The organism is Micromonospora sp. NPDC003241 (assembly GCF_053589795.1).
This window is the reverse complement of record NZ_JBSFSO010000001.1, coordinates 169,409-194,202: the sequence shown is the minus strand read 5'-3', so window position 1 is coordinate 194,202 and position 24,794 is coordinate 169,409. Positions and strand designations below refer to the sequence as shown.

The following is a 24,794-nucleotide window of genomic DNA, read 5'->3' as shown; positions in this document are numbered from 1 at the left end:
CATGACACCGGAAGAGGTCGGCCGGCGGCTCGTCACGCTGCTCGCCCCCGTCGAGGCCACCGCGACGGTTTCCGGGGGTCAGGCGCACTCCCGGGCCACCGTCGACGTACCCCCGCAACAGTGGCGGGCGGCGTTGCTCGCCGTCCGCGACGACCCGGAGCTGGCCTGCGACTATTTCGACTGGCTCTCCGCGGTCGACGAACTGGCCGACGGTTTCGACGTGGTGGCCCACCTGTGGTCGACCACGCACCGGCACGGGGTGCTGCTGCGTACCCGGGTGCCCCGGGCCACGCCCACGGTCGACTCGGTGGTGTCGGTCTACCCGGGTGCCGCCTGGCACGAGCGGGAGACCCACGAGATGTTCGGCATCGACTTCGCCGGGCACGCCGACCTGCGGCCGTTGCTGCTGCCGCCGGAGTTCGAGGGCCACCCGCTGCGCAAGGAGTTCGTGCTCGCCTCCCGGGTCGCGAAGCCCTGGCCGGGGGCGAAGGAGCCGGGCGAGTCCGAGGCCGGTGGCGGTCGGCGGCCGATCCGGCCACCGGGCGTACCCGCACCGGGCGAGTGGGGTGTGGTGCCGACCCCGGCCGGGGCCGGCGGTGCCGGGGAGGGGCCGCGCGGCGGGACCCCGGCGCGGCCCGCCCGGGAGCGTCCGGCCCGGCCGGCACCGGGTACGCGTCCACCGCGTACCCCCCGATCGGCCGACGCCGCCGCAGACCCCGCAGCCGGTCCTGCCCCGGGCCCGGCGGCGCCTGAAGCCCGCCCCGCGAACCCGGCGGCGTCCGGGGGCGGCCCCGCTGCGGACCCGGCGGAGCCCCGGGCCGGCGAGGAGGGTACGCCCTGATGCCGCTCTGGCTGGAACTGGTGATCCGCATCGGCGGGGTGGTGGCCGCCTTCCTCGTCCTACCGCTGCTGGTGGGGCAGGCCGAGCACAAGGTGATGGCGCACATGCAGGGCCGGCTCGGCCCGATGTACGCGGGCGCGTTCCACGGCTGGGCGCAGCTCGTCGCCGACGGCGTGAAGTTCGTGCAGAAGGAGGACGTCACCCCGCGCGCGGCGGACCGGCCGGTGTTCCGGCTGGCTCCGGCGGTGGCCCTGGTGCCGTACCTGCTCGCCCTGCTGGTGATCCCGCTCGGCCCGAACGACCTGGTCGGTCAGCCGCTCGACGTGGGTCTGTTCTTCGTGCTGGCGGTGGTCGGCGTCGGTGTGCTGGCCGTGCTGATGTCCGCCTGGGCCTCGGCCAACAAGTTCAGCCTGCTCGGCGGGCTGCGCGGCGCGGCCCAGTTGCTCGGCTACGAGCTGCCGCTGGTGCTGGCCGCCGCGTCGGTGGCGATGGCCGCCGGCACGTTGAGTCTCTCCGGCATCGTCGAGGCGTGGCAGCCCTGGTGGCTGATCTGGCAGGCCCCGGCGATGGTGGTGTTCTTCGTGGCCGGCCTGGCCGAGATCCGCCGGCCGCCGTTCGACATGCCGGTGGCCGACTCCGAGCTGGTGTTCGGGTACATGACCGAGTACACCGGCCTGCGGTTCGCGTTCCTGCTGCTGGCCGAGTACGTCGGGATCGTGGTGATCGCCGCGCTGACCACCGTGCTGTTCCTCGGCGGTTGGCAGGGGCCGTTCGCCGACGACCAGCTCGGCTGGCTCTGGACCCTGCTCAAGGTGGCCGCCGTCAGCTTCGTGATCATCTGGCTGCGGGTCTCCTACCCCCGGCTGCGCGAGGACCAGTTGCAGCGGCTCTGCTGGCTGGTGCTGGTGCCGACCGCACTGGCCCAGCTCGTGCTGACCGCCGCCGTACGGGTGGCGCTGTAAGGAAGGGACCCCTACTACCGTCTCCGGTATAGCAGGGGTCCCTTCCTAACATCTCTCGCCGCACGACGGCACGCCGCCGCCATGCGGGCGGGCGGTCAGCGCAGCGGGGTGTGAGCGGGGTCGACCCGCTCGGCGGGCGCCGGAGGCGGCGGGGGAGTGCCGTCGCCGAACGGCCGACCGCCCAGCGACTCCCGGTCGTGCGGGGCGAGCCAGTTCGACAGGTCGGGGCCGACCGGCACCACCCCGGTCGGGTTGATGTCCCGGTGCACCTCGTAGTAGTGCCGCTTGATGTGGTCGAAGTCGATCGTGTCGCCGAAGCCGGGCGTGGTGAACAGGTCCCGCGCGTACGCCCACAACACCGGCATCTCGCTCAGCTTCTGCCGGTTGCACTTGAAGTGCCCGTGGTAGACCGGGTCGAAGCGGACCAGCGTGGTGAACAGCCGCACGTCGGCCTCGGTGATGGTGTCCCCGACCAGATACCGCTGCCCGGCCAGGCGCTCGCTGAGCCAGTCGAGCCGGTCGAACAACCGGTGGTACGCCTTCTCGTACCCCTCCTGGCTGCCGGCGAAGCCGCACCGGTACACCCCGTTGTTGACGTCGCTGAAGACCAGCGCGTTGACCTCGTCGATCTCGTCGCGCAGGTGCTCGGGATAGAGCTGCGGCGCGCCCGGACGGTGGTGCGCGGTCCACTCGGTGGAGAGGTCCAGGCTCATCCGGCTGTAGTCGTTGGTCACCACCTGACCGGTCGGGACGTCGACGATCGCCGGCACGGTGATGCCGCGCGGGTAGTCCGGGTAGCGGGCGAAGTACGCCTGCTGGAGCCGCTCGATGCCGAGCACCGGGTCGCGCCCCTCGGGGTCGAGGTCGAAGGTCCAGCTCCGCGCGTCGTGGGTCGGCCCGGCGACGGCCATCGAGATCGCGTCCTCCAGCCCGAGCAGCCGCCGGACGATGATCAGCCGGTTCGCCCAGGGGCAGGCCCGGCTGACCGCGAGCCGGTAGCGGCCCGACTCGACCGGGTAGCCGTCCCGGGCGTCGACCGTGATCCGGGTGGTGATGTAGTTCTGGTCCCGGTTGAACTCGCCCTGCTCGACGTACTTCCCGCCGGTGCTCGTACCGCCCTCGCCCATCCCGCCCCCAAGGTGTCGCCGCGTCGTCCTGGCTCCCATCATGGCCGATCATGCGCGGGCCGGCGCGGGGAGCCGCCGGACGCCACGGTCCGGGCCGGACGGTGGAGATCCTTCGGGTGGTGGTCGCGCGCGCCGTGGCCACAGGGCAGGATGTTGCGCATGAGCGAGCGAAGCGAGTCGGCCGGCGTACCCGGCAGCGGCCTGGTGAAGGGGCTGGCGGTCACGCTCAAGACGATGACGAAGCGCTCCACCACCCAGCAGTACCCGGACGTCGCGCCCGATCTGCCGCCCCGCTCGCGCGGGGTGATCGCGCTGATGGAGGAGAACTGCACGGTCTGCATGCTCTGCGCCCGCGAGTGTCCGGACTGGTGCATCTACATCGACTCGCACAAGGAGGAGGTGGCGGTGCCTGGCGCGGCCCGCCCCCGCCAGCGCAACGTCCTCGACCGGTTCGACATCGACTTCTCGCTCTGCATGTACTGCGGCATCTGCATCGAGGTCTGCCCCTTCGACGCGCTCCACTGGTCGCCGGAGTTCGAGTACTCCGAGTACGACATCAAGGACCTGCTGCACGACAAGGAGCACCTGGGCGAGTGGGTGGCGACCGTGCCGCCGCCGCCCGCGCACGACCCGCAGGGTGAGCCGGCCAAGGAGGAGACCGCCGCCGCGCGCAAGGCCGCGGTCCCCGCCGCGTCCGCCGCCCGGCCGACCGCCCCGGCGGTACGCCCCGAGCCCCGCCCCGCCGCCCGCCCACCCGCCGCCGAGCCCCCCGCGGAGCCCGGTGCCGCAGGTGCGGGTACGCCCGAGACCGATGCCGGGGAAGGCACTCCCGCGTGACCGGGGTGGACGCCCTGCTGCTCGCCCTCGGTGCGGTGGCGGTCGGGTCGGGGGTGCTGGTGGTGGCGACCAGTCACCTGGTCCGGGCCGGGCTCTATCTGGTGGTCTGCCTCGGCGCGCTGGCCGGGATGTACCTGGTGCTCTCCGCCGAGATGGTCGCCTGGGTGCAGGTGCTGATCTACGTCGGCGCGGTGGTGGTGCTGCTGTTGTTCGCGGTGATGCTGACCCGAGCGCCGATCGGCGCCTCCGACGACCTGGACCGTCCCGGCTGGCCCGCCGCGTTGATCGGTGGCGGCGTCGGGCTCGGGTTGTCCGCCCTGCTGGTCGACGCGTACCGCTGGACCGCGGTGGAACTGCCCGAGCCGGGCAACGCCGAGCGCATCGGTGAGCAGGTCTTCGGGAGCTGGGTGCTGCCGTTCGAGGTGCTCTCCGTGCTGCTGCTGTCCGCGCTGGTCGGCGCGATCGTGCTGTCCCGCCCGGAGATCGGTCGGGTGCCACGCGACCGGGCGGAGACGTCCGACGGCGGGGCGTCGCAGGGTGGCACGGCCCAGGGGCGGTCGCGGTGAGACCGGTCATCCCGTACGTCACCGCCGCCCTGCTGTTCGGCCTCGGCGTCTACGGCGTCCTGCGGCGGCGCAACGCGGTGCTGGTGCTGATGGCCGTGGAGCTGATGCTCAACGCGGTGAACCTGATCCTGATCACCGCCGACACCACGGCGAAGGCGCTGCTGCCGCACGGCGGGCAGGTCTTCGCCCTCTTCGTGATCGTGCTGGCCGCCGCCGAGATCGGCGTGGGCCTGGCGATCGTGCTCCAGCTCTATCGGATGCGGGCCAGCGTGGCGGTGGACGAGATCCCGCTGGCCGAGCGCCCTCCTGACGAGCCGACGCCGGTGACGGCCGGTCCGGCCGGCGGCGTGGTCGCGGAGGGGGAGCGGTGAGCACCACGACGCTGTTGGGTGTGCTGCTGCCGGTCGTCCCGTTGGTCGCCGGCCTGAGCGGTCTGCTGCTGCCGCCCTCGCCGCGCGGCTCCGCCCTCGGTGCGGACCCGGCCCGCCGGGCGGCCGTCGCGCTCGGCGTGACCGGTGCGGCCGGTGCTCTCGCCCTGGCGGTGGCCCTGCTGGTCACGCTGGACGACCCGGTGGAGGCGTCGACCAGCTGGATCGACCTCGGCGGTCTCGCCGTCACCCTCGGAGTACGCCTCGACGGCGCGGCCGCGCTGGTCGCCGTCGCGGTCACCGCCGTGGCCCTGGCCGTGCAGGTCTACTCGACCGGTTACCTGACCGGTGGCCCGCGCGAGGACGGGGACGTCGACCACCGCTATCCGCCGTACGCGGCCCAGATCAGCCTCTTCACCGCCGCGATGCTGCTGGTGGTGGTCTCTGGGGACCTGATCCTGCTGCTGGTCGGCTGGGAGGTGATGGGCCTCTGCTCGTACCTGCTCATCGCGCACGACCGGCGGCTGCCGGAGGCCCCGGCCGCCGCGACGAAGGCGTTCCTGGTGACCCGGGTCGGCGACGTGGGCTTCCTGCTCGGTATCGCGCTGCTCGGCGTCTCGGCGGGCAGTTTCCGGATCCACGACGTGCTCGTCCACTCGCACAGCACCGCCACGCTCACCGCCGCCTGCCTGCTGCTGCTCGCCGGGGTGGCCGGCAAGAGCGCCCAGTTCCCGTTGCACACCTGGCTGCCCGACGCGATGGCGGGCCCGACTCCGATCTCCGCGTTGATCCACGCCGCCACCATGGTCGCCGCCGGCGTGTACGCGGTCACCCGACTGTGGCCGCTGTTCGAGGCCACGCCGGTCGCGTTGGCCGTGCTCGGCGTGATGGCGTCGGTGACGCTGCTGCTCGGCGCGCTGGCCGCCACCGCGCAGGACGACATCAAGCGGGTGCTGGCCTGGTCCACGGTCTCCCAGCTCGGCTACATGACCGGTGCGCTGGCCGTCGGTTCGCCGTCCGCCGCCCTGTTCCACCTGCTCACTCATGCCGCCTTCAAGGCGCTGCTCTTCCTCGCCGCCGGTGCGGTGATCCACGCTCTCGGCACCGCGCTGATGTCCCGGATGGGCGGGTTGCGGCACACCATGCCGGTCACCTTCTGGTGCATGCTGATCGGGCTGGGCGCGCTGGCCGGCGTACCGCCGCTCTCCGGGTTCTGGAGCAAGGAGGGCGTGCTGGCCGCCGCCGCCGACGCGACCTCCGAGAGCGGCCCGGCCCCGACCTGGGTGGCGTGGCTGGTGTTGGTCTCCGGGCTGGTCGGGGTGGCGATCACCGCCTGGTACGCCACCCGGCTGCTGCTGCGGACCTTCTTCGGCACGCTGCGCACCCCGCAGCTCCGTCCGCACGACCCGCCCGCCGCCCTGCGCTGGCCGCTGCTGCTGCTCGCGGTGCCGACGGTCCTGCTGGGCCTGGCCGGGTTCTCGTCCTGGTTCACCGACCGGCTGCTCTCCGGCGCCCTCGGCGGGCTGGGCGTTCCGGAACTGGTGCACGTCGGGCCGCTGATGCTGCTGCCGCTGGCGCTGCTGCTGGTCGGGGTCGCCCTGGCCTGGCGGCGTGACCCGGCGGTCGACCCGGCCACCACGCTGGGTCCGCTGCGGCCGGTCCTCGCCCGCGCGTTCCGGCTCGACGACGTCCAGCACGCCCTGGTGGTACGCCCGACGACCGCGTTGGGTCGGCTGGCCCGTACCGCCGACGAGCGGGTGGTGGACGGCGCGGTCACCGGCACCGGGCGGGCGGCCCGAGCGCTCGGCGGCGGGCTGGGCACCCTGCACCGGTCGGCACTGCCCCGGGCGGTCGTCGCGGTGCTCGCCGGTGCGCTGCTGCTCGGCCTGGCCGCCGTCCTGATCGGAGGAGCGGCATGACGTCCGGGGAAGTCCTGCTGGTGGCGGTTCTCGCGCTGCCGGCCCTCGGTGCCCTGGCGGTGGCGGCCACGCCGCACGACCGGGGCGCGCGGGTGCTCGGCACCGTCGTCGCCGCGCTGACCCTGGTCGTGGCCGTCGCGCTGCTCGCCGGCCGGGACGCCGGCTGGTCGGCGTACCGGCCGGACGGCAACGCCGGTGCGGTGCTGCCCTGGCACACCGTCGACCTGCCCTGGGTACCCGGTCTGGACCTGCGCTTCCACCTCGGAGTGGACGGCATCTCCTGGCCGCTCGTGGTGCTCACCGCCCTGCTCACGCTGCTCTGCTGCGGCTACAGCCTCTGGCGGGTGCCGACCGGCGGCAGCGGGAAAGCGCTGGTGGCGCTGCTGCTGGTGGTCGAGGTCGGCATCCTCGGCACCTTCCTCGCCTTCGACCTGGTCCTCTTCTTCCTCTTCTTCGAGGTCGTCCTGCTGCCGATGTACGCGATCATCGTCGGCTGGGGCGGCGACAGCACCGACCTGGCGGCGGTCGACGCGCGGCGGCGGGCGGCCCGGAAGTTCGCCCTCTACACGCTGTTCGGCTCGGTGCTGCTGCTGGTCGGCGTGTACGTCGTGGTGGCCGCCGCCGGCACCGCCGACATCGTGGCGCTGACCGGCGGCACGGAACTGTCCAGGACCACCCAGCTCACCGCGTTCACCCTGCTCGCGGTGGCCTTCGCGGTGAAGAGTCCGCTCTGGCCGCTGCACTCCTGGCTGCCCGACGCGCACACCCAGGCGCCGACGGTCGGCAGCGTGCTGCTCGCCGGTGTGCTGCTCAAGATGGGCACGTACGGCCTGATCCGGGTCGCCGTCGGGGTGGCCCCGGAGGGTGCCCGCTGGGCAGCGCCGGTGCTCGGCGTGCTCGCCGTGGCCGCCATCCTGGTCGGCTCGCTGGTCTGCCTGGCACAGACCGAGCTGAAACGGCTGATCGCGTACTCCAGCGTGGGGCACATGGGCTTCGTGCTGCTCGGGATCGCCACCCTCACCGCCACCGGCATCCAGGCGGCGCTGATCGGCAACGTGGCGCACGGCATCATCACCGGCCTGCTCTTCTTCCTGGCCGGCGCGATCAAGGACCGGACCCACACCGGCGCGTTGAGCGAGCTGTCCGGGCTGCGGGAGACCGCGCCCCGGCTCTCCGGGCTGCTCGCCTTCGCGGCGGTCGCCTCGCTCGGGCTGCCCGGCCTGGCCGGCTTCTGGGGCGAGGCGTTCGCCGTGGTCGCCGCGATCCAGGTGGGCGGCGCACTCTGGACCACGCTGGCCGTGCTGGCGGCGCTCGGCGGGGCGTTGACGGCGGCGTACCTGCTGCGGCTGTTGCGCCGGGTCACCCACGGCCCACCGACACCGACGGTGCGCGCCCTCGGCCCGGGGATCGCCGGGCCCGAGCTGGCGGCCTGGGTGCCGCTGGTGCTGCTGACCCTCGCCGTCGGGCTGGCCCCGACCCTGGTGCTGGGCGTCGCCGAAGCACCGGTGGCCGCCCTGGTAGGAGTGCTGCCATGAGCGGAGTGCCGGCATGAGCATGGTGCAGAGTGTGGACCACGTCGCGTTGCTTCCGGCGTACCTGGCCGCCGGGACCGCCGTCCTGGTGCTCCTGGTGGACCTGCTGCTGGCCCGTCCGGCGGCGACGGTGGCCGCGGCGGTCACCGGCGCGGTCGCCACCGCCGTGGGAGCGGCGGCGGTCGGCACGCTGTCGGACCGGCGTACGTTCTGCGTCGGCGCCGACTGCTCGTACGTCTTCGGGGGTCGGGCCGCCCTGGTCGCGGCGCTGGTGGCGCTGCTGATGGTCGGGGTGCTGGCGTTGTCCGGGTCGTTGCTGCGCGACGGGCGGACTCCGGTGGGGGAGTACTGCTTCCTGCTCTCCTGCTCGATGACCGGTGGTGTGGTGCTCGGCGCGGCCGGCGACCTGATCACCCTGATCGTGGCGGTGGAGGTGCTCACCCTGCCGCTGTACGTGCTGGTGGGGCTGCGCCGGGGCAGCCTGGCCAGCGCCGAGGCGGCGGTGACCTTCTTCGTGGTGAGCGTGGTGGCCACCACGCTGACGCTGCTCGGTGCCGCGCTGCTCTACGCGGTCAGCGGCGCGCTGCACCTGGAACGGCTGGGCGGGCTGCTCGCCGACGGGGCGCTGCTCGACGTGCCGCTGACCACGGTGGCGGTGACGCTCGTGGTGGCGGGACTGGCGTTCAAGGTGGCGGCGGTGCCGTTCCACGTCTGGGCGCCGGCCACCTACGACGGTGCGCCGCTGCCGGTGGCCGCGTACCTGTCGACGGCCTCGAAGCTCGGTGGCGTGGTGGCCCTGCTCGCCGTCGTGCAGCACGCGTTGCCGGCCGAGGTGACCGGCCCGGTGCTGGCCACGGTCGCGGTGCTGACCATGACCGTGGGCAACCTGGTGGCGCTGCGTCAGCGGCGTACGGTGCGGTTGCTGGCCTGGTCCTCGGTGGCGCAGGCCGGGTACATCCTCGCTCCGCTCGGCGCGCTGGCCCTGGCCGATCCGGACGCGCGCACCGGCGCGTACGCAGCCGCCCTGGCGTACGCGGTCTTCTTCGTGTTGTTGGAGTTGGCGGCCTTCGCCGGGGTGGTGGCGCTGCGCCCGGCCGGCGCGGACGGCGGCACCCTGGACGACCTGCGGGGTGCGGCTCGCCGGCACCCGTGGATCGGCGGTGGCCTGGCGTTCGCGCTGGTCGGGTTGGCGGGCCTGCCACCGGCGCTGGCCGGGCTGTTCGCCAAGGTGACGGTGGTCCGTTCGCTGCTCGGCGGCGAGGCGAACTGGCTCGCCCTGGTGGTGGCGGTGAACGCGGTCATCGGCCTGGCCTACTACCTGCGTGTCGCGGCGTCGCTCTACGGCCCGCCCGGGGACACCGCCGCGCCCGCCGTCCGGCCGGGACGGGCGGTGATCGCCGCGCTGGCGGTGGCGACGCTCCTCGCCGTGGTGGTCGGGTTCGCACCGCAGGTCGTGCTGGATCTCGCCGGAGGCTGATCGCGATCGCACTCCTGGTCATGACTGCCACTCAGGTAACTCTCAGTCATGAAGCGGATGGTTCACGGGTACCGGGTTGTTGTACCGGTCAGCGGATCCCGTCATCCGTGCACCGAAGGAGTGATCGTGCACCACAACCGTCTGAAGACCGCCGCGTTGCTCGGCCTGCTCACCTCGTTGATCCTGGCGGTGGGCTACTGGTTCGGCGGCAGTGGCGGACTGGTCGTCGCCGTCCTCGTCTCGCTGGCGATGAACGGTTTCACCTACTTCTACTCGGACAAGCTGGCGTTGCGCTCGATGCGGGCGCAGCCGGTCACCGAGGCGCAGTTCCCGGAGCTATACCACATGGTGCGGGAACTGGCCGCCGAGGCGCGGCAGCCCATGCCCCGCCTCTACGTGAGCCCGACCGCCCAGCCCAACGCGTTCGCCACCGGCCGTAACCCGCAGAACGCGGCGGTCTGCGTGACCCAGGGGATCGTCGAGATCCTCGACTACCGCGAGCTGCGGGGCGTGATCGGCCACGAACTGTCCCACGTCTACAACCGGGACATCCTCATCTCCAGCGTGGCGGCCGGGCTGGCCGGCATCATCACCATGCTGGCGAACCTCGCCCTGTTCATCCCGCTCGGCGGCAACAGCGACGAGGACGGCCCGAACCCGATCGTGCTGCTGCTCACCATCATCCTGGGCCCGATCGCCGCCACCGTCATCCAGCTCGCGATCAGCCGCAGCCGGGAGTTCCAGGCGGACGCCTCCGGCGCCGCGCTGACCCGCGACCCGCTGGCCCTGGCCAGCGCGCTGCGGAAGATCCACATGGGCACCCAGCGTCGGCCGTTGCCGGCCGAGGGCCAGCTCACCAGCACTGCCCACCTGATGATCGACAACCCGTTCAAGGGCGGCGGCATCTCCGCCCTGTTCGCCACGCACCCCCGGATGGAGGAGCGCGTGGCCCGACTGGAGCGGATGGCCGCCCAGACCGGACCGGTCCGCTACCAGCGCTGACGCGCCACCCAACCCCTTCGCCGCCCGCGCCGGGTCACCGGCGCGGGCGGCGCTTCCGTACGCCCGTGTGAGCGCGATAACCATGTTGCGCGCCACCACCGGGGCGTTAGGGTCTAAACGAATCTTGCTCATTACATCTGCGGTGGGGGTCAACGGTGGTCGGGCTGCGCCGGTATCTGAGCGTCTGGCAGATCCCAGGGGCACCGACCCTGCTGATCACCGGCATCCTCGGGCGACTCGGGATCGGCATGACGCCGCTGGCCCTGCTGCTCGTCGTGGAGCAGGTCACCGGCCGGTACTCGCTGGCCGCCCTGGCCGGCGGCTGCTACGCCCTCACCGGTGCCGCGCTCAGTCCGGTCGCCGGACGGATCGCCGACCGGATCGGCCCCACCCCGGTCCTGGTCGGCACCGCGATCGCCCACCCGCTGGCGCTGATCGGGCTGCTCCTGTCGGCCCGCTCCGACACTCTGCCCTTCGCGTGGGTGCTGGTGGCCTCGGCGCTGGCCGGTGGGTCGTACCCGCCGCTGACCGCCGCCATCCGGGGCGCCTGGAACGACCTGACCAGCGTCTCCTCGGGCCGCTACCACCTGCGCAACACGGCCCTCGCCGCGGAGACGACGCTGTTCGAGATCGTCTTCGTGCTCGGCCCGCTGCTCGTCGCCGGGTTCATCCTGTTCGCCGACGCCGGGGCGGCCCTGATCGGCGCGGCGGTGGTCACCCTCGTCGGCACCGTGGCGGTGGCGCTCGGCAGCACCATGCGGGGCTGGCAGCCGCACTCCCGTGAGCACCGCACCCGAGGGCTCGGCCCGCTGCGGGTCCCCGGCTTCCCTGCGCTGCTGCTCTGCGTGGCCAGCCTCGGCATCGCGTTCGGCGCGACCGGCGTGACCGTGCCGGCGTTCGCCACCCGCTACGCCGCCGACGATCCGGACAGCCTCGCCGGTGTGCTGCTGGCCGTCTGGGGGATCGGCAGCGCGATCGGTGGGTTCTGGTTCGGCCTGCGCCGTCCGGCCCTCAACATGACCCGCCAGTTCGCCTGGCTGCTGGGCGGGGTGGCGAGCAGTTTCGTGGTGTTCGCCGTGATGCCCACGGCGGGCGCGCTGGGCGTCGCCCTGGTGATCGGTGGTGCCGCCATCGCACCCGCGCTGACCCTGGAGAACACCCTGGTCGGGCGGATCGCGCCGCTGGGCATGCTGAACGAGGCGTACACCTGGGTGGTGACCATGTCGGTCGGCGCGAGCGCGGCCGGTGGCGCGGTCGCCGGCCTGATCGTCGACCAGGCCGGTGGAGTGCCCTGGGCCTTCCTGTTCGCCGGTGCGGCGGTCGCCGTCGGGGCCGGGGTCGCGGCCCTGCCCGCAGGCCCCATCGCCCGCGCCGAAGCCGACACGGTACGCCTGGAAGCCCCGGCCGCCGTCTGACCCAGTCCCGGGCACTCGCTCACGGTCAGGGGCGCAACGCACGGAGCGCGTGCGTGACCAGCGCGTCGGCGTACTCGTCCGTGAGCGGCCCGAGGCGGAGCAGCCACCGCTGGTACAACGGCGCGTAGAGCAGTTCGAGCGCCAGGTCCAGGTCGGCGTCGGCGCGGATCTGCCCGGCCCGCTGCGCGCTGCGCAGCCGCTCCCGCTTGGCCTCGTCCACCGGAGCCGCCAGCCGTTCCCGGTACTGCGCGGCCAACTCCGGATCGGCCGCGATCTCCAGGTTGAGCGCCCGGATCGGCGCCTCGAACGCCGGGTCGGCGAACTCCGCGACGGTGGCCCGCAGCACCGTCCTCAGGTCGGCCTCGATGTCACCGGTGTCCGGCAGCACCACACTGCCGGCCTCCTCGCTCAACGCCAGGAACGCGTCGAAGACCACCGCCCCCTTGGACCGCCACCATCGATAGATCGTCTGCTTGCCGACCCTCGCCCGCGCCGCGATGGCCTCGATGGAGAGCTTCGCGTACCCGACCTCGGAGACCAGCTCCCGGGTGGCCGTCAGCACGGCCTGCCGGGACCGTTCACTGCGGCGCGCCGGGTCCGGGCGCTTCGGGGCCGTCTCGGGTGCTGGGTCGGTGTTTCTCGGGGCCGGAGACATGGGCCTGAGCATATCGACAGTGAGACGAGACGGTCCGTCTTGACGGATTGGTTCTGGCCGAGCACACTCGAACCGTCAAGCGAGACGATCCGTCTCGTCTCATCTGATCAGGGGAGGTGCGAGGTGGCGGATTCTCGCGTGTGGTTCATCACCGGAGCCACCCGTGGCCTCGGCCGGGCGGTCACCGAGGCCGCCCTGGCCGCAGGGGACCGGGTCGTCGGAGCGGCCCGCGACGTCGGGCCGCTGGCCGAGTTGGTCGCGCGCCACCCCGACCGGCTGGCCACGCTGCGACTGGACGTCGCCGACCGGGCCGCCGTCACGGGGGCGGTGGACTGCGCAGCCGAGACGTACGGCCGGCTCGACGTCGTCCTCAACAACGCCGGCGGGATGCTGCTGGGCATGCTGGAGGAAGCCACCGAGGAACAGATCCGCCAGCACTTCGACGTCAATTTCTTCGGCGCCGTCTGGGTCACCCAGGCCGTCATCCCGCACCTGCGCGCCCAGGGCGGCGGCCGCCTGCTCCAGGTCACCTCGATGGGCAGCGGAGGCGGCGTGGCCTCCGTCGGCTTCTACGCGGCCGGCAAAGCCGCACTCGACGCGCTCAGCCAATCTCTGGCGATGGAACTCGCGCCCTTCGGCATCAGGGTCAGCATCGTGCAGCCCGGCGGCTACGACACCGGCCTCTACACGACGGGCACCACCACGACCGAGCCCCAACCGGCGTACGCACAGTTGCGGGCGAAACTGGCCGAACTCTGGGGCGACGACGCCGGCCCACCGCCCGAGACCGCCGCACCGGTCATCATGAAGCTGGTCGACCTGCCCGAGCCGCCGCTACGCCTCATCGTCGGCAGCAGCTCCTACGACATCGTCAGGCAGATGGAACAGGCCAGAGTCGACGAGTACCGGGCGTGGGAGACTCTCAGCCGCCAGGCACCCGGCTGACCCCGCCGCGTACACCTGACCCCACGGCGACGCCTCGCGTCCGGCCGGGTCGGCGGTGCGGTGCGATGGCGGGACAGTCGACGCCGACCTCGCCGGCCCGACCGGTTGAGCGGCGCCGTCGGCGGTGTGGGCGCGGCACCGGCTCGGCGGAACAGGCCCCGCCGGCCGCCCCCGGGTATTCCTCGGGGGCGGCCGACAGCGTGGGCCGCTGCCTCAGCGGTAGTTGTTGAACTGCAGGGCGACGCCGAAGTCCTCGCCCTTGAGCAGCGTGATGACGGCCTGCAGGTCGTCCTTCTTCTTGCCGGTGACCCGAAGCTGGTCACCCTGAATCTGCGCCTGGACTCCCTTGGGGCCCTCGTCGCGGATCTTCTTGCTGATCGCCTTGGCCTTCTCCTGGTCGATGCCCTGGATCACCTTGGCATCGATCTTGAAGATCTTGCCCGACGGGCGCGGGTCGCCCGCGTCCAACGACTTCATCGAGATGTTGCGCTTGACCAACTTCTCCTTGAAGACGTCCAGCGCGGCCTTCACCCGCTCCTCGGTCTCCGCCTGAAGGCTGATCGCCTCCTCGCCCGACCAGGAGATCTCCGCGCCGGTCCCCCGAAAGTCGAACCGCGTCGCGAGCTCCTTCTCCGCCTGGCGAAGGGCGTTGTCGACCTCCTGGCGGTCGACCTTGCTCACGATGTCGAACGACGGGTTCGCTGCCATGCTCATGCTCCTGCTGTCTGGCTGGTTTGTGATCCTTTGCCCCCGATGCCCAGGGGTACGACTCCCTGACGGTACCCGGTTGCAGCCGAGCCGGGGGTAGCCGCTATCCTTGCTTCCGCTGCTGCGCCACGGCGCGGTGGCACGCCCTGGCGGGTTGCCCGAGCGGCCAATGGGAGCGGACTGTAAATCCGTCGCGAAAGCTTCAGAGGTTCGAATCCTCTACCCGCCACCAGGTGCGACAACGGCCCCTGACCAGCAGAGATGCTGATCGGGGGCCGTTGTCGTTGATCTAGCCGAGTCCGGCTGAGTCCAGCCCGTTGCGACTCGCCGTGGGCACACCGTGGGCGGGTTGATCAAGGTGTTCGGTGGTTCGGCGCTGGCGTTGCGCGCGGCGCTGCCTGGACGGCTGAGGCGGTCTGTGGCTGCGGGAGACGGACCGGTGGCAAGCCAGTCCGGGGTGTGGACTGGCGCGGCAGCCGGAAGCCCTGAGCGGCTTCCTGGGCCCAGTGGTTGGCTTCCGTACCGCCTGGAGCCGGTGCGGCGCTGTCGGGATCTCTGTCGTGGGGGCGGCTGCCCGGCGGCTGTCGGTGGCTGACCGCCCCGGCGCCGCAGGCGGCCGGGGCGGCTTGCCGCCGGCCGGGCTCACCGCCCTGCACCGCGCGGAGCGCGGTGCCTTGATCCAGAACAGGGCTATTCGGCAACCTTCGATCCGATTAGATCTGAGTCAGAACTGTGTCTCACCCTGCGGATAGGATCCAGACATGGAGACCGATGACACGGAGGCTCGGCCTGAGTGGGCGCAAAGTTTGGACATGCAGCCAGGTGATCCAGGTAAGGTATTTTATTGGGCGGAATCTATTCAGCTATTCGGTCGGCACCATTTCAAGCTGCCTGCGCCCGGTGTGACCGCTATTGTTGGCGGAAATAATGCTGGCAAGTCAACTCTGCTCCAGCAACTCGATACGAAGATGCGCGGGCATCAAGTTGTTGACAGTGTAGAAGTTGTATCCGATGTGTCGATCAAGCGTGGTGGAACTGTGGAAGATTTTCTTTCCTGGGTCGCCACGCGGGCAGAATATCGACTAGGTTACGATCGCAGTCCGCACTTCTATATCGGAGAGCAGGGCTATCCGGTCGAGTCTTTAGTGAGTGGCTGGAAGTCAGGTGGTAGCTCTAGGTCGCTGCCAACTGGCGCCCTAGTATTCCTTGTTCGCTCGGAGGGTAGGTTTCATTATGTGCAAGGTGTCGAGCAGCGGCAAAATTCGGCGGACTTGCCCGAGCATCCATTTCATCATTTTCAAGACGATGTCACTGTACTTGCTAGGCTCGATGCCATATGCCGCCGCATCTTCCAGCAGGGGCTGACGTTAGACGATTATAGTCGGAGTGTCAGACTCCGGGTGGGTGTTCCTGACGTACCGCCTCCGGGGCCAGCTGAAAGCCAGCGTGCGTACCGCGATGCTTTGGGTAGGTTGTCACCCCTTGAGTTTCAGGGCGACGGAATGAAGTCCCTTCTCGGGATAATGATTCCGGTGGTTGCCTCAGCTTATCCGATGCTCATCATTGATGAGCCGGAGGTTTTCCTTCATCCGCCGCAAGCGTATTCTCTAGGCTTGGCGCTGGGGGAATTGGCGGTCACCTCTAAAGCGCAAATTGTCCTGGCTACCCATGACCGAAACCTGATTGGTGGCTTAGTCGCGTCCAGTGTGCCCCTTTCGGTAATACGACTTAACCGTGATGGTCAGTCGGCCGCAGCTTCTCAGTTGTCGGGCGATCAGCTAGCAATGCTGTGGAGCGACCCTGTTCTGCAGTATAGTAATGTTCTCGATGGGCTTTTTCATCGCCTGGTGGTTGTGGCGGAGGGTGAGCGAGACTGTCGCTTCTATCAAGCTGCTCTTGAGCATTTCTGCGACGAGCGCTCTGGAAGTGCCGCCACAATCCCTTCTTCTGATGTGCTATTCGTGCCATCTAACGGCAAGGATGGAATGGCCCGGCTTGCGTCGGTACTGCGAGCTGCTGCCGTTCCAGTGGTTGTGTGCCCGGATATGGATATTCTGAACGAGCAGACAAAGACTGAGCGACTGGTGGAAGTCATGGGAGGTGACTGGGCCTCTATGAGTGCTGATTATCGAAGGTCCACTGAACCTTTTCGGCAACCGCCCGATCGGATTCCGTTGGAATATGTTCGGGAGGCACTGAATAAGCTGATCGATGAACGACTCGAAGAGAATCCCCATGCGCAGCATGATAAGAAGTTCAAGGAAAAGCTGAGCTACGCGATGAGGGCAGGGGAAAGCCGATGGGCATTGCTCAAGCGGTTCGGGGTTGAGGCTTTCAGTGGGGCTGCAGAGCAGGCTGCCAGACGCCTTCTTTCTGACTTTTCTGAGTGCGGAGTCGTTCCCGTTTCTGTTGGTGAACTTGAGGGGTTTGCGAAGAGTCTTGACGTCGCTAAAGGGAAGGAGTGGTTACCGGCGGCGTTAAGGAAGGGAGCACATAAACAGGAAAAGGCTCAGTCTTTCGTTCTGCAGATTCTCGATTCCGCACAGCGGACTTACTCTAAGTAGTGGACTCACGCGGGCGTCGGTAGGTTTTAGACACGACCTCCACTCTTCCGCTACGTTGGGTAACAGTCACTTCCTCTAATAGGAAAGCGCCTGGCTGAATGCCAAACAGCCGAGCCACCTCAGGTGGGGCACTGACTTGCCTGGCCTGCACTACTTCGGGTAGGGGATCGTTCACGATTCGCTCAGGAAGAGGGGCCTTTAGGCAAGTCCCTCTCCCGTGGTCTGTGGTCACACTGCCGGTATCGCGCAGAATGGCTATTGCCTTCCGGATTGTTCCTCTACTTGCTCGAAACTCGGCAGACAGCGCCGCCTCGGATGGCAAGAGACTTCCTGCTTGTATCTCCCCCTCGTCGATCCGCCGCTGCAACTCGTCAGCAATCGATCTATAACGTGGCAGTCCGTAACTCGGGGTGGGCACCCGCTTACCGTACCTGGCACTTGTCTTACCAACTGCCAACCGAGGGGTCGTTTTGTCGTGTGGACAAGTCATCCACTTGTAGGTACGTTTCTCACTGTGCGGCTGGGATGACGGCGCGTATCAGGGGTGGTGCTGCGTCGGCCTGGTCGTGGGTGAGGCGCGGCGTCCTGGTGGGCCGGTGGCGGTAGTCGCGCGTGCGAGGTGGCCCGGTGATATCCGACCCGTCCGGTGTCGGGGCATTGCGCCGTGCCTCTGTCGGGCCGGTGGTCGGCTGATTCCCCTTGGTCGGTTGCAGGCTCTCCTAATACCTGGAGGTGCGATGCCTGGCTCTCATCGTCGACGTCTCTGGTTCTCGTTCTGGCGGTCCCGCCGACAGCCGGACCAGGCAGGATCCGGAGCCGGTAGCCGATCCAGCGATTCCGCTCCTGCTCGCAACGTTGCTCCGCTGTGCTGGGCGATGGAGCGGACCCGTGAGCTGCCGGCGCTGCGTCATGCGCCGTTGCTGACCCGTGGCCAGATCTTTCGGGGCAACAGTGGGCGGTGGCCGCGATGAGTCAGACGGGTCGGCGGCCTGCCGTGGAGCATCCTTCGTGGTGTGCGCCGGATCGGTGCGGGCATCTGGTGCCGCCGGTGCTGGCGCACATGGCGCGACGCCATCGGAGTGTGCTGCTGCGGGTTGGTGAGGTCCGGTCGTCCGGGCTGGTCGTGTCGTACCTGATCGGCTCCGACGACGAACCGCCGTCGGTCGCGGTGCACGCCTCCTGCCGTGCTGGCGCTGGCTGGGCCGAACTCACCCTTCCGCAAGCGGTGCAGCTGGTTGGCCAGCTCGGCTCGCTCCTGACGCAAGCTGCCAGTCGGGGGGAGGGCGAGCATGGGCGCCAGTGACGAGCCGACCAACGCCCGAACGCGCAACACTGCCGACGAGGTGTCGTGTCCTGACTGGTGCCGGGGCTGCGGGCCGAACGATCCGATGCATCGGGGGCTGCTGGCCACGATCGGTAGTGAGGGTGGCGGCTGGGTGAGTCTGCAACTGCTCCTGGACCGGTTTCGGCGGCGTGAACCGGCCGTCAAGGTCAGCGCGACCCGCTCCGGCGGCACGGAATCGGTGCTGTTGTCGCGGGTGCAGCTCGATCGGCTGATCTACGAACTGACCTACGCCCGGTGGCGGGTCATGACCAAGGGACAACCGTTGGAGGGACACTATGACCACCACTGACCGTAGCTCCCGCCGTACTCCGGTGCCCGCGCGTCGACCGCGACGGCCGGTGGTGGCCGTGGAACCGGTCCCGGAGCGGCCGGCGGGTGGGACCACCTGGCAGTCGTTGGAACGTCTAGGGGGTACGGTGACCGGTGTGCATGGCCGGGACTGGCGCCCTCGTTACCTGCAACTCGCCGAAGAGTTGCGGGCCAAGATCACGAGCGGGGAACTCGCCCCCGGCACGCTGATGCCATCCGAGACGGAGTTGGCCGACACGTCGGGCCTGTCACGGACGAGTGTCCGCAACGCCATCCGCCAGCTCCGTGAGTGGGGCTTGGTCCGCGCGGAGCAGGGGCGCGGTACCTACGTACGAGCACCCCGCCAGCGCGTACGGCGTCGGAACGCGGAGCGGTACCAGTGGGAAAAGGACCGGGTCCTGCTTGACCAGGACGAGCGACTCAAGACCGGCGCGACCGAGCATGACACCGGCCTGACCGTCGATGACCTCAAGTTCCACGCCGAGTACACCCGCGTCGAGGCCGATGCGGAAATGGCAGAAGCGTTGCAGGTGGAGCCGGGTACGACGCTGCTGCGCCGGGTCTACTGGACCTCGTCGCGGCACGAGAACGCGCCGCTAACCATGTCGTACTCGTACCTGCCCTATGACCTGGTGGCCGCGAACCCGGACCTGCTCGACGCCAGCAACGAGCCGTGGCCCGGCGGCTCACAACACCAGCTCTACACGATCGGCGTTGAGCTGGACCGGATCGAGGACGAGGTGCGGGCGCGTCCGCCGTCGCCGGATGAGGCCGAACTTCTCGACATCGACCCCGGCGTCTCCGTGCTCACCGTGCGGAAGACCTCCATCGACACCACTGGCCGAGTCGTCGAGGTGGCCGACGTGGTGATGCCGGGGGACCGGACCGAGCTGGTGTACTCCCACAAACTTCAACGGTGGAAAAATTGACGCACCTCGTCTCGGTCATCACCCCGGTCCACGCGCCCAGCATCGAGTACCTGGCCGGCGCGTACGACTCGTTGGTCAAGCAGGACATGCCCGACGGGTGGGACTGGCAGTGGCTCGTCCAGGAGGACGGGCAGACCGGCGCGTTGAACGGGGTTCTGTCGGACGACCCTCGCATCAGTCTCGGCGGTGGTCGCCCCGGCGGCCCCGGCGTCGCACGAACCCTGGCTCTCTCCCGCGTCACCGGCGACCTGGTCAAGGTGCTCGACGCGGACGACCAACTCACCGATGGCGCACTCGCCCGGGACATCGTCGCCTTCGACACCCACCCGAAGATCGGCTGGACGACTTCCCGCGTCCTCGACCTGATGCCCGACGGGTCAACCGTCGGATGGGACAAAGACCCGGACGGCGGACCGATCGGCCGTGGTGCCGTCCTCGCCTTCTGGCAAGCCAACGGCTACCGCGCCCAAGTGCACCCCGCCACCCTCTGCATCCGCCGGGATCTGCTCCTAGCCCTCGGCGGCTGGATGGCACTCCCGGCCTCCGAGGACACGGGCCTCCTCCTGGCCGCCAATGCGGTTAGCGAGGGCTACTTCACTCGCGAGCACGGCCTTCTGTACCGCAAGTGGCCCGGACAGGTCACCAGCCAAGCCGCCCACCGCGAACCCGCCGAGTACGAAGGCCGCATGAAAATCATCGAAGCCAGAGCTGTGGTTTTAGCCTCGATGCTTCCGAGTGGACTGTCGGTCGCTCCTTTGGCGTAGCCTCTGCCCCTGGCATGCCACGTGCCGGCAGCATCGCTGATTTCTGCCTGGTAGATGTGCCGTTGAACCATCGGCCTGTTCCTTAGTCCAGGCTTTGACTCAGTTTCGAGAGTCTTTAGTCAGGCTTTTCGTCTAGTGTTCTCTGGGGTCCAAAGAATAGCGTGGCTGCCAACCCGGACAACATCATGAGTGCGCCGAACGTTCCTGCTGTTGCGGTACCGAACAGGACGACCAGGCCTTCATCTCGCATGCCTGCCAGATAGGCTATTGATACTGCAAAGATGCCAAGAACGGGAGATGTCGTCAAGGCAGCGAATGTGACGAGTGAGAAGAAAAAGATTCTGTCTCGCATTTAGTGTCTCCCGGTTGGGATCGCTGGATATCCGTGACAGGCGGCTGTCTCATATGCGAGACGATGGTGAGGGCTGATTCTTCGCCATGGGGCAACTTTAGGTGGCGCTGTTTACAGGGCGAGGCCCCCCGGCAACTCTGCCGGGGGGCCTCGCTTCAACTGCTTCCTATCGCATGAGGGTTAGCGAAAGGCCCATTTCGCGGATAGCAGGCTCCCCGAACATCCTGCCACGCGATAGGGCTGCCACAAGCGCTGTCAAGAACACTGCCGGCATTTGCTCTAGCCGCACTCGCCGGTCCGCAACCCTCCTTCGGTCACGATCTCTCAAGCATGTCTTCATTTCTTCCCTTCGTCACGGGTCAGATCAGTCTGTCTCGCATTCGACCCCTCCCGCTGGATGAGGTGTCGATTTCTCAGCCGGCTGCTATCAAACCGGCGGTGTTGCCACCTGGGTCGCACTCCGGTTAATGAGATCCAGATTGCAAGCCAGTTCGGTCATTACCCATATGACCCATTTTAAAGGTCCGACTGTTACCTTCCTTCGCGGTGACCACCCCCGGAGGGGCCGACCCGTATGGGGCCGGCCCCTTCGGCGTTATACGAAGACCCGTTGGTCCATGGCGCAGCTACGCCGATGCGGGCGAACACCTGCGCCGTGAACCGGTCCTCGTCCTCCTTGGACACCTGATCCGCGAAGGAGGCGCCCAGGTTCAGCAAGCGCTCCTCAACGCTCACTCAGGCCTCCTCTCTCAACAGGCACCTCAGCTCGCTGATTGCGGAGTTGTGCAGCCTTTCGGCTTTGCTGCGAGTGACGCCCATGTGTCGAGACGCCTCGCTCAACTTCATCCGCAGCCAGTACAGGAGGAAGATCAGCTCAGCCTTCTCCTGATCAAGGAGATTTATGGCGTGCCTCACTTCCCAGCCGGGGTCCGCCCCAGCTCCGTCCTCCCAAATCCCGTCCTCGCTGCCTCCCGGAAGCCCAGCCGTCCGTTCGTGTTGGCTGTGGCTCAAGCGAAGGTCATCCAGGAAGAGGTTCCGCACCAATCGATAGATGTAGCGGGGACTCGTCGTGAACGACTTCCGCATGTGCTCGTCCGGCCAGCGCGCCCAGATCTTGACCGCAGCGTCGCAGGCGATCCTGTAGCCCTCGCGTCCGCAGATGCTGTGACCGGCCCGCATCAGTGAAGACTGTCCAGTTTCCCGGTACCACTGCTCGAACTCATCATGGAGATCATGACGCTGTTCAGCGTCAAGGCCCTCCCATCTGTGTGCCAGCTGGTCGCCGACACGCCGCTGCTCAGGGACGAGGCCCGCAGCATCGACCAGAAGCTCGTCGGAGTCCGGCTGCCGCCGGCTCCCCGAGGGGTGATAGCGGCCCCCCGGATGGCTCAGAGCACTCAGTGCTCTCTCCTTCGGTTGCGCTCCAGCTCCAGCGGCTGGAGCTGAGGGCACTTGCCCGCTGCGTATGACACGGCAACCAGACCGATTTTTTGGGGCTTCCGCCCCAAGATTTTTTAGACGTGCTGTCGCCGCAGGGTGTGCGGATGCCACCGGGCGAACTTGTTGACTTGTCTGCCAAGTGCCGTCTACCTTGGACCCTGCAACTTGGCAGACAAGTCAACAAGTTGGAGGTTGAGCGATGGCTCTGCGTGGCGGTACGAGGTTCGCCGTGCGGTTCGAGGACGTGTTCCCGGCGGGGTGCGCGTTGGTGCCCGAGTCGTTGGGTGAGGTCGAGGACTACGACGAGAAGACGGGCCGGCGGTCCCCGACGAAGGACAAATTGACTGGTCAGCGGGTGTGGCAGGTCCGGGTGATGGACCTTGACCCTGAGCTGGGGAAGCGGTCGCGGGAGACGACGGTGAAGATCTCGGCTGACTATCAGCCGGTGCCGCCGTCGGGTGCGCCGTTCGAGGCGGTGGAGTTCGACGGGATGACGGTGACGCCGTACGTGGCGAACAACGGTCGGATGGCGTATTCGCTGCGGGCGACCGGGCTGCGGGCACCGGTGGTCGGCGGCAAGAAGGCGGCGGCGTAGCCGCATCTGGTGGGGGCGGGGCTGTCTGGTCTTGGCGGACGGCAGCCCCGCCCCCTGGTGTCTCTTCCCCTGCTCTGTCGAGAGAGGTCGTGACGTGTCCAAGGGTAGGCGTCGGGCTGGCCGTGGCTGGCCTCGGTGTGTCGCGTGTCAGGTCCGGTTCGCACTATTTACTGGTGTTGACGGTCGGTGTGGGTGCTGCGCCGGGCAGCTTGTTCTTCCGTTCTCGCCGGTGCGTGACGCGGCGGGCCGGTTCGTGTCGTTGCGGGGTGCCTGATGTTCGGGCGGCCTCGCGGTGACGTGGTGATGACTTCGGCCGGGGATCTGGTGGTGTTCCGGCCGAAGCGGTTTGCGCTGCCGCTCTGGGCGGTGTTGCTCGGGCTGGTGCTGCGCTGGTCCGGCCGGGCCATCTGGTGGTGTCTGCGGCATCCGGTGGCCACCGGTACGGCGGTGCTGGCGTTGTGGCTGTTCGTCGAGTTCGGTTGGTCCGGGCTGGTGGTGCCGTTGGTGCTGGGGTCGGCGGCCTCGGCGGTGTGGCGGTGGCGGGACGAGTCGTCCTGGTGGACCTGGTTGGCGGGTCCGCTGCTCGGCTCGTTCCGGCGCGTGTTCGTGTACCGGCGGGTGTGGCGGGAGGCCATGACGCTGTGCGGGCTCGCCGACACCTACGACCTTCGGCCGGTCCTGCCGCAGTTGCTGCGGGTGCGCTCGGATCAGGCGCTCGACGTGCTGACCGTCCGCATGGTGCGGGGCCAGACGCCGGAACAGTTCCAGGCGGTCTCCGCGAACTTGGCGTACGCGTTCGGCCGGCGACACGTCCGGGTCTACTCGGAACGTCCCGGCGACCCGCCCACCCGCACCGGTCACGCGGCCTGGCTGCTGCGGCTGGTGGATCGGGTGCGGTTCCGGGATCGGCCGACGCTGGTCTACCTGGCGGTGGTGCGGACCGACGCTTTGCGCACGGTGGTGCCGCCGTTCGACGTGCCGGCGGTGCCGGACTTCACCGCGCTGCCTTTGGCCCGGCGGGAGGATCTGCGTCCCTGGTCGCTGCACCTGCTCGCCACGCATGTCCTCGTCGGTGGGGCGACCCGCTCCGGTAAGGGGTCGGTGCTGTGGTCGCTGGTGCGGGTCCTCGGCGGCGGGATCGCGTCCGGTCTCGTCCGGCTCTGGGTGATCGACCCGAAGGGCGGGATGGAGTTCGCGCTCGGCCGTCCGATGTTCGCCCGGTTCGCCTGCAAGTCGTTCGAGGCCATGGCCGACCTTCTCGACGAGGCCGTGACGGTGATGCGGGAGCGGCAGACCCGATTGGCGGGCACGGTGCGGGTGCACACGCCGACCGAGGCTGACCCCCTGGTCGTGGTCGTCGTCGACGAGATGGCCGCACTGACCGCGTACCTGCAAGATGTCGAGCTGCGTAAGCGCATCGCCTCGTCCCTGGGGTTGCTGCTGTCCCAAGGGGCCGGCGTCGGCGTCCTGGTGGTGGCCGCGTTGCAGGACCCGCGTAAGGACGTGCTGCCGTTCCGGGACCTGTTCCCGACCCGCATCGCGCTCGGCCTGACCGAGGCGTCCCAGGTCGACATGGTCCTTGGTGACGGTGCCCGCACCCGAGGCGCCCTCGCGGACCAGATGCCCCGGTGGGCCAAGGGCGTCGGGTACGTGATCCTCGACGGCACCCCCGACCCGATGCGGGTCCGCTTCTCGTACGTCTCCGACGACGACATCCGCGACATGGCCCGCCAGTACCCAGCACCCGCTCACGCGGCGGACATCCTCGCCCAGGTCGGCCGGGAAACCGCCCCCGAACCGGCCCGGCCCCCGCTGCCGCGCACGCCATCGGGGCCGCTGCTGCCCGAATCGCTGCGCAACCTTCTCGACCGCGACACCGGCGGTGAGGGCCGATGACCGCGCCCGGTCGCCGCTTCTACCGGCTGCGTACCCCCGACCCGGTCACCGCCGTGTCCGTGCGCGTCGACCCGGAGCGGCCCGATCCGTACCCGGTCTATCTCGCGGTCGGTGCGGGCCGCCGCCGCATGTCCCTGACGCCCGACGAGGCGTGGGCGCTGTGGCGCTGCCTCTCCGAAGCGGTCGCGTCCCTCGGCACTCCACCTGACTACATCCGCACCGACATCCGACCCGCCCGGAGGTAAC

24 protein-coding genes, 1 tRNA gene and 1 pseudogene are annotated in these 24,794 nt (G+C 69.2%); 20 read left to right on the top strand and 6 right to left on the bottom strand.

Annotated features, from left to right (window positions below; genetic code table 11):
• Position 1: 1 nt before the first annotated feature.
• Both ACWDVW_RS00955 and ACWDVW_RS00950 read left to right on the top strand, forming a co-directional pair.
• Positions 2 to 649: pseudogene (locus ACWDVW_RS00955) on the top strand (NADH-quinone oxidoreductase subunit C); the annotation flags it as partial.
• Between the two features lie 191 nt (positions 650 to 840).
• Positions 841 to 1,803 carry a complex I subunit 1/NuoH family protein gene (locus ACWDVW_RS00950; RefSeq protein WP_131057418.1) on the top strand — a complete coding sequence of 321 codons (963 nt, stop codon included), beginning with the start codon at positions 841 to 843 and terminating at the stop codon, positions 1,801 to 1,803.
• A gap of 95 nt (positions 1,804 to 1,898) precedes the next feature.
• Here ACWDVW_RS00950 and ACWDVW_RS00945 read toward each other — a convergent pair whose 3' ends face one another.
• On the bottom strand, positions 1,899 to 2,930 hold the full coding sequence (locus ACWDVW_RS00945) for a glutathione S-transferase family protein (protein ID WP_449943506.1): 1,032 nt from the start codon (positions 2,928 to 2,930) through the stop codon (positions 1,899 to 1,901).
• A gap of 159 nt (positions 2,931 to 3,089) precedes the next feature.
• Between ACWDVW_RS00945 and ACWDVW_RS00940 the strand changes: the two genes are divergently transcribed.
• The 8 genes from ACWDVW_RS00940 to ACWDVW_RS00905 all read left to right on the top strand — a co-directional run bounded on the left by ACWDVW_RS00940 (position 3,090) and on the right by ACWDVW_RS00905 (position 12,046).
• Positions 3,090 to 3,767, top strand: a complete 678-nt coding sequence (locus ACWDVW_RS00940) for a NuoI/complex I 23 kDa subunit family protein (RefSeq protein ID WP_449943152.1) — start codon at positions 3,090 to 3,092, stop codon at positions 3,765 to 3,767.
• Complete coding sequence (locus ACWDVW_RS00935) at positions 3,764 to 4,333, top strand: NADH-quinone oxidoreductase subunit J family protein (RefSeq protein WP_449943149.1); 570 nt, start codon at positions 3,764 to 3,766, stop codon at positions 4,331 to 4,333. Before ACWDVW_RS00940 ends, ACWDVW_RS00935 begins: the two co-directional genes overlap by 4 nt.
• The gene (gene nuoK / locus ACWDVW_RS00930; RefSeq protein ID WP_350692923.1) at positions 4,330 to 4,704 is read left to right on the top strand and encodes an NADH-quinone oxidoreductase subunit NuoK; all 375 of its coding nucleotides are present in this window, start codon (positions 4,330 to 4,332) and stop codon (positions 4,702 to 4,704) included. The genes ACWDVW_RS00935 and nuoK overlap by 4 nt, the downstream gene beginning before the upstream one ends.
• Positions 4,701 to 6,620, top strand: coding sequence for an NADH-quinone oxidoreductase subunit 5 family protein (locus ACWDVW_RS00925; protein ID WP_449943146.1), 1,920 nt, complete (start codon positions 4,701 to 4,703; stop codon positions 6,618 to 6,620). The genes nuoK and ACWDVW_RS00925 overlap by 4 nt, the downstream gene beginning before the upstream one ends.
• Positions 6,617 to 8,155, top strand: coding sequence for a complex I subunit 4 family protein (locus tag ACWDVW_RS00920; RefSeq protein WP_449943143.1), 1,539 nt, complete (start codon positions 6,617 to 6,619; stop codon positions 8,153 to 8,155). The genes ACWDVW_RS00925 and ACWDVW_RS00920 overlap by 4 nt, the downstream gene beginning before the upstream one ends.
• A 13-nt stretch (positions 8,156 to 8,168) precedes the next feature.
• Positions 8,169 to 9,629 (top strand): NADH-quinone oxidoreductase subunit N, encoded by a 1,461-nt coding sequence (locus tag ACWDVW_RS00915; protein ID WP_449943141.1) that lies wholly within the window; start codon positions 8,169 to 8,171, stop codon positions 9,627 to 9,629.
• 126 nt (positions 9,630 to 9,755) lie between these two features.
• Positions 9,756 to 10,631, top strand: coding sequence for a zinc metalloprotease HtpX (gene htpX / locus ACWDVW_RS00910; RefSeq protein ID WP_449943139.1), 876 nt, complete (start codon positions 9,756 to 9,758; stop codon positions 10,629 to 10,631).
• 155 nt (positions 10,632 to 10,786) lie between these two features.
• Positions 10,787 to 12,046 carry an MFS transporter gene (locus ACWDVW_RS00905; protein WP_449943136.1) on the top strand — a complete coding sequence of 420 codons (1,260 nt, stop codon included), beginning with the start codon at positions 10,787 to 10,789 and terminating at the stop codon, positions 12,044 to 12,046.
• Positions 12,047 to 12,071: 25 nt separating this feature from the next.
• On the opposite strand, the gene ACWDVW_RS00900 is transcribed toward ACWDVW_RS00905, so the two are convergent.
• Positions 12,072 to 12,701 (bottom strand): TetR/AcrR family transcriptional regulator, encoded by a 630-nt coding sequence (locus tag ACWDVW_RS00900; protein WP_449943133.1) that lies wholly within the window; start codon positions 12,699 to 12,701, stop codon positions 12,072 to 12,074.
• A 123-nt stretch (positions 12,702 to 12,824) separates the two neighbouring features.
• Here ACWDVW_RS00900 and ACWDVW_RS00895 point away from each other — a divergent pair, with 123 nt between their 5' ends.
• The gene (locus tag ACWDVW_RS00895) at positions 12,825 to 13,646 is read left to right on the top strand and encodes an SDR family NAD(P)-dependent oxidoreductase (RefSeq protein ID WP_449943130.1); all 822 of its coding nucleotides are present in this window, start codon (positions 12,825 to 12,827) and stop codon (positions 13,644 to 13,646) included.
• A 213-nt stretch (positions 13,647 to 13,859) separates the two neighbouring features.
• Here ACWDVW_RS00895 and ACWDVW_RS00890 read toward each other — a convergent pair whose 3' ends face one another.
• The gene (locus tag ACWDVW_RS00890) at positions 13,860 to 14,354 is read right to left on the bottom strand and encodes a YajQ family cyclic di-GMP-binding protein (protein ID WP_161594942.1); all 495 of its coding nucleotides are present in this window, start codon (positions 14,352 to 14,354) and stop codon (positions 13,860 to 13,862) included.
• A gap of 148 nt (positions 14,355 to 14,502) precedes the next feature.
• Between ACWDVW_RS00890 and ACWDVW_RS00885 the strand changes: the two genes are divergently transcribed.
• Together ACWDVW_RS00885 and ACWDVW_RS00880 are read left to right on the top strand one after the other, a co-directional pair.
• Positions 14,503 to 14,586, top strand: a tRNA-Tyr gene (locus tag ACWDVW_RS00885).
• A 529-nt stretch (positions 14,587 to 15,115) separates the two neighbouring features.
• Complete coding sequence (locus ACWDVW_RS00880) at positions 15,116 to 16,918, top strand: AAA family ATPase (protein WP_449943126.1); 1,803 nt, start codon at positions 15,116 to 15,118, stop codon at positions 16,916 to 16,918.
• On the opposite strand, the gene ACWDVW_RS00875 is transcribed toward ACWDVW_RS00880, so the two are convergent.
• The gene (locus ACWDVW_RS00875; protein ID WP_449943123.1) at positions 16,911 to 17,408 is read right to left on the bottom strand and encodes a GntR family transcriptional regulator; all 498 of its coding nucleotides are present in this window, start codon (positions 17,406 to 17,408) and stop codon (positions 16,911 to 16,913) included. The genes ACWDVW_RS00880 and ACWDVW_RS00875 overlap by 8 nt on opposite strands.
• 558 nt (positions 17,409 to 17,966) lie before the next feature.
• Here ACWDVW_RS00875 and ACWDVW_RS00870 point away from each other — a divergent pair.
• From ACWDVW_RS00870 to ACWDVW_RS00855, 4 genes are all read left to right on the top strand, one after another.
• On the top strand, positions 17,967 to 18,221 hold the full coding sequence (locus ACWDVW_RS00870; RefSeq protein WP_449943120.1) for a hypothetical protein: 255 nt from the start codon (positions 17,967 to 17,969) through the stop codon (positions 18,219 to 18,221).
• Positions 18,208 to 18,552, top strand: coding sequence for a hypothetical protein (locus tag ACWDVW_RS00865; RefSeq protein WP_449943117.1), 345 nt, complete (start codon positions 18,208 to 18,210; stop codon positions 18,550 to 18,552). Before ACWDVW_RS00870 ends, ACWDVW_RS00865 begins: the two co-directional genes overlap by 14 nt.
• A gap of 127 nt (positions 18,553 to 18,679) precedes the next feature.
• Positions 18,680 to 19,501: a GntR family transcriptional regulator gene (locus tag ACWDVW_RS00860; protein ID WP_449943114.1), complete on the top strand. Its 822-nt coding sequence runs from the start codon at positions 18,680 to 18,682 to the stop codon at positions 19,499 to 19,501.
• Entirely contained in the window at positions 19,489 to 20,265 is a 777-nt protein-coding gene (locus tag ACWDVW_RS00855) for a glycosyltransferase (RefSeq protein WP_449943111.1), read from the top strand. The genes ACWDVW_RS00860 and ACWDVW_RS00855 overlap by 13 nt, the downstream gene beginning before the upstream one ends.
• Before the next feature lie 883 nt (positions 20,266 to 21,148).
• Here ACWDVW_RS00855 and ACWDVW_RS00850 read toward each other — a convergent pair.
• Positions 21,149 to 21,352, bottom strand: a complete 204-nt coding sequence (locus tag ACWDVW_RS00850; RefSeq protein ID WP_449943108.1) for a hypothetical protein — start codon at positions 21,350 to 21,352, stop codon at positions 21,149 to 21,151.
• The gene (locus tag ACWDVW_RS00845) at positions 21,353 to 21,796 is read right to left on the bottom strand and encodes an RNA polymerase sigma factor (RefSeq protein WP_449943106.1); all 444 of its coding nucleotides are present in this window, start codon (positions 21,794 to 21,796) and stop codon (positions 21,353 to 21,355) included.
• Between the two features lie 460 nt (positions 21,797 to 22,256).
• On the opposite strand from ACWDVW_RS00845, the gene ACWDVW_RS00840 reads away from it, so the two are divergent.
• The 3 genes from ACWDVW_RS00840 to ACWDVW_RS00830 all read left to right on the top strand — a co-directional run bounded on the left by ACWDVW_RS00840 (position 22,257) and on the right by ACWDVW_RS00830 (position 24,793).
• Positions 22,257 to 22,652, top strand: coding sequence for a transcriptional regulator (locus ACWDVW_RS00840; protein ID WP_169596189.1), 396 nt, complete (start codon positions 22,257 to 22,259; stop codon positions 22,650 to 22,652).
• A 303-nt stretch (positions 22,653 to 22,955) separates the two neighbouring features.
• Positions 22,956 to 24,548, top strand: a complete 1,593-nt coding sequence (locus ACWDVW_RS00835) for an FtsK/SpoIIIE domain-containing protein (RefSeq protein WP_449943102.1) — start codon at positions 22,956 to 22,958, stop codon at positions 24,546 to 24,548.
• Positions 24,545 to 24,793, top strand: a complete 249-nt coding sequence (locus ACWDVW_RS00830; protein WP_176094967.1) for a hypothetical protein — start codon at positions 24,545 to 24,547, stop codon at positions 24,791 to 24,793. Before ACWDVW_RS00835 ends, ACWDVW_RS00830 begins: the two co-directional genes overlap by 4 nt.
• The last annotated feature ends 1 nt before the right edge of the window (position 24,794 follow it).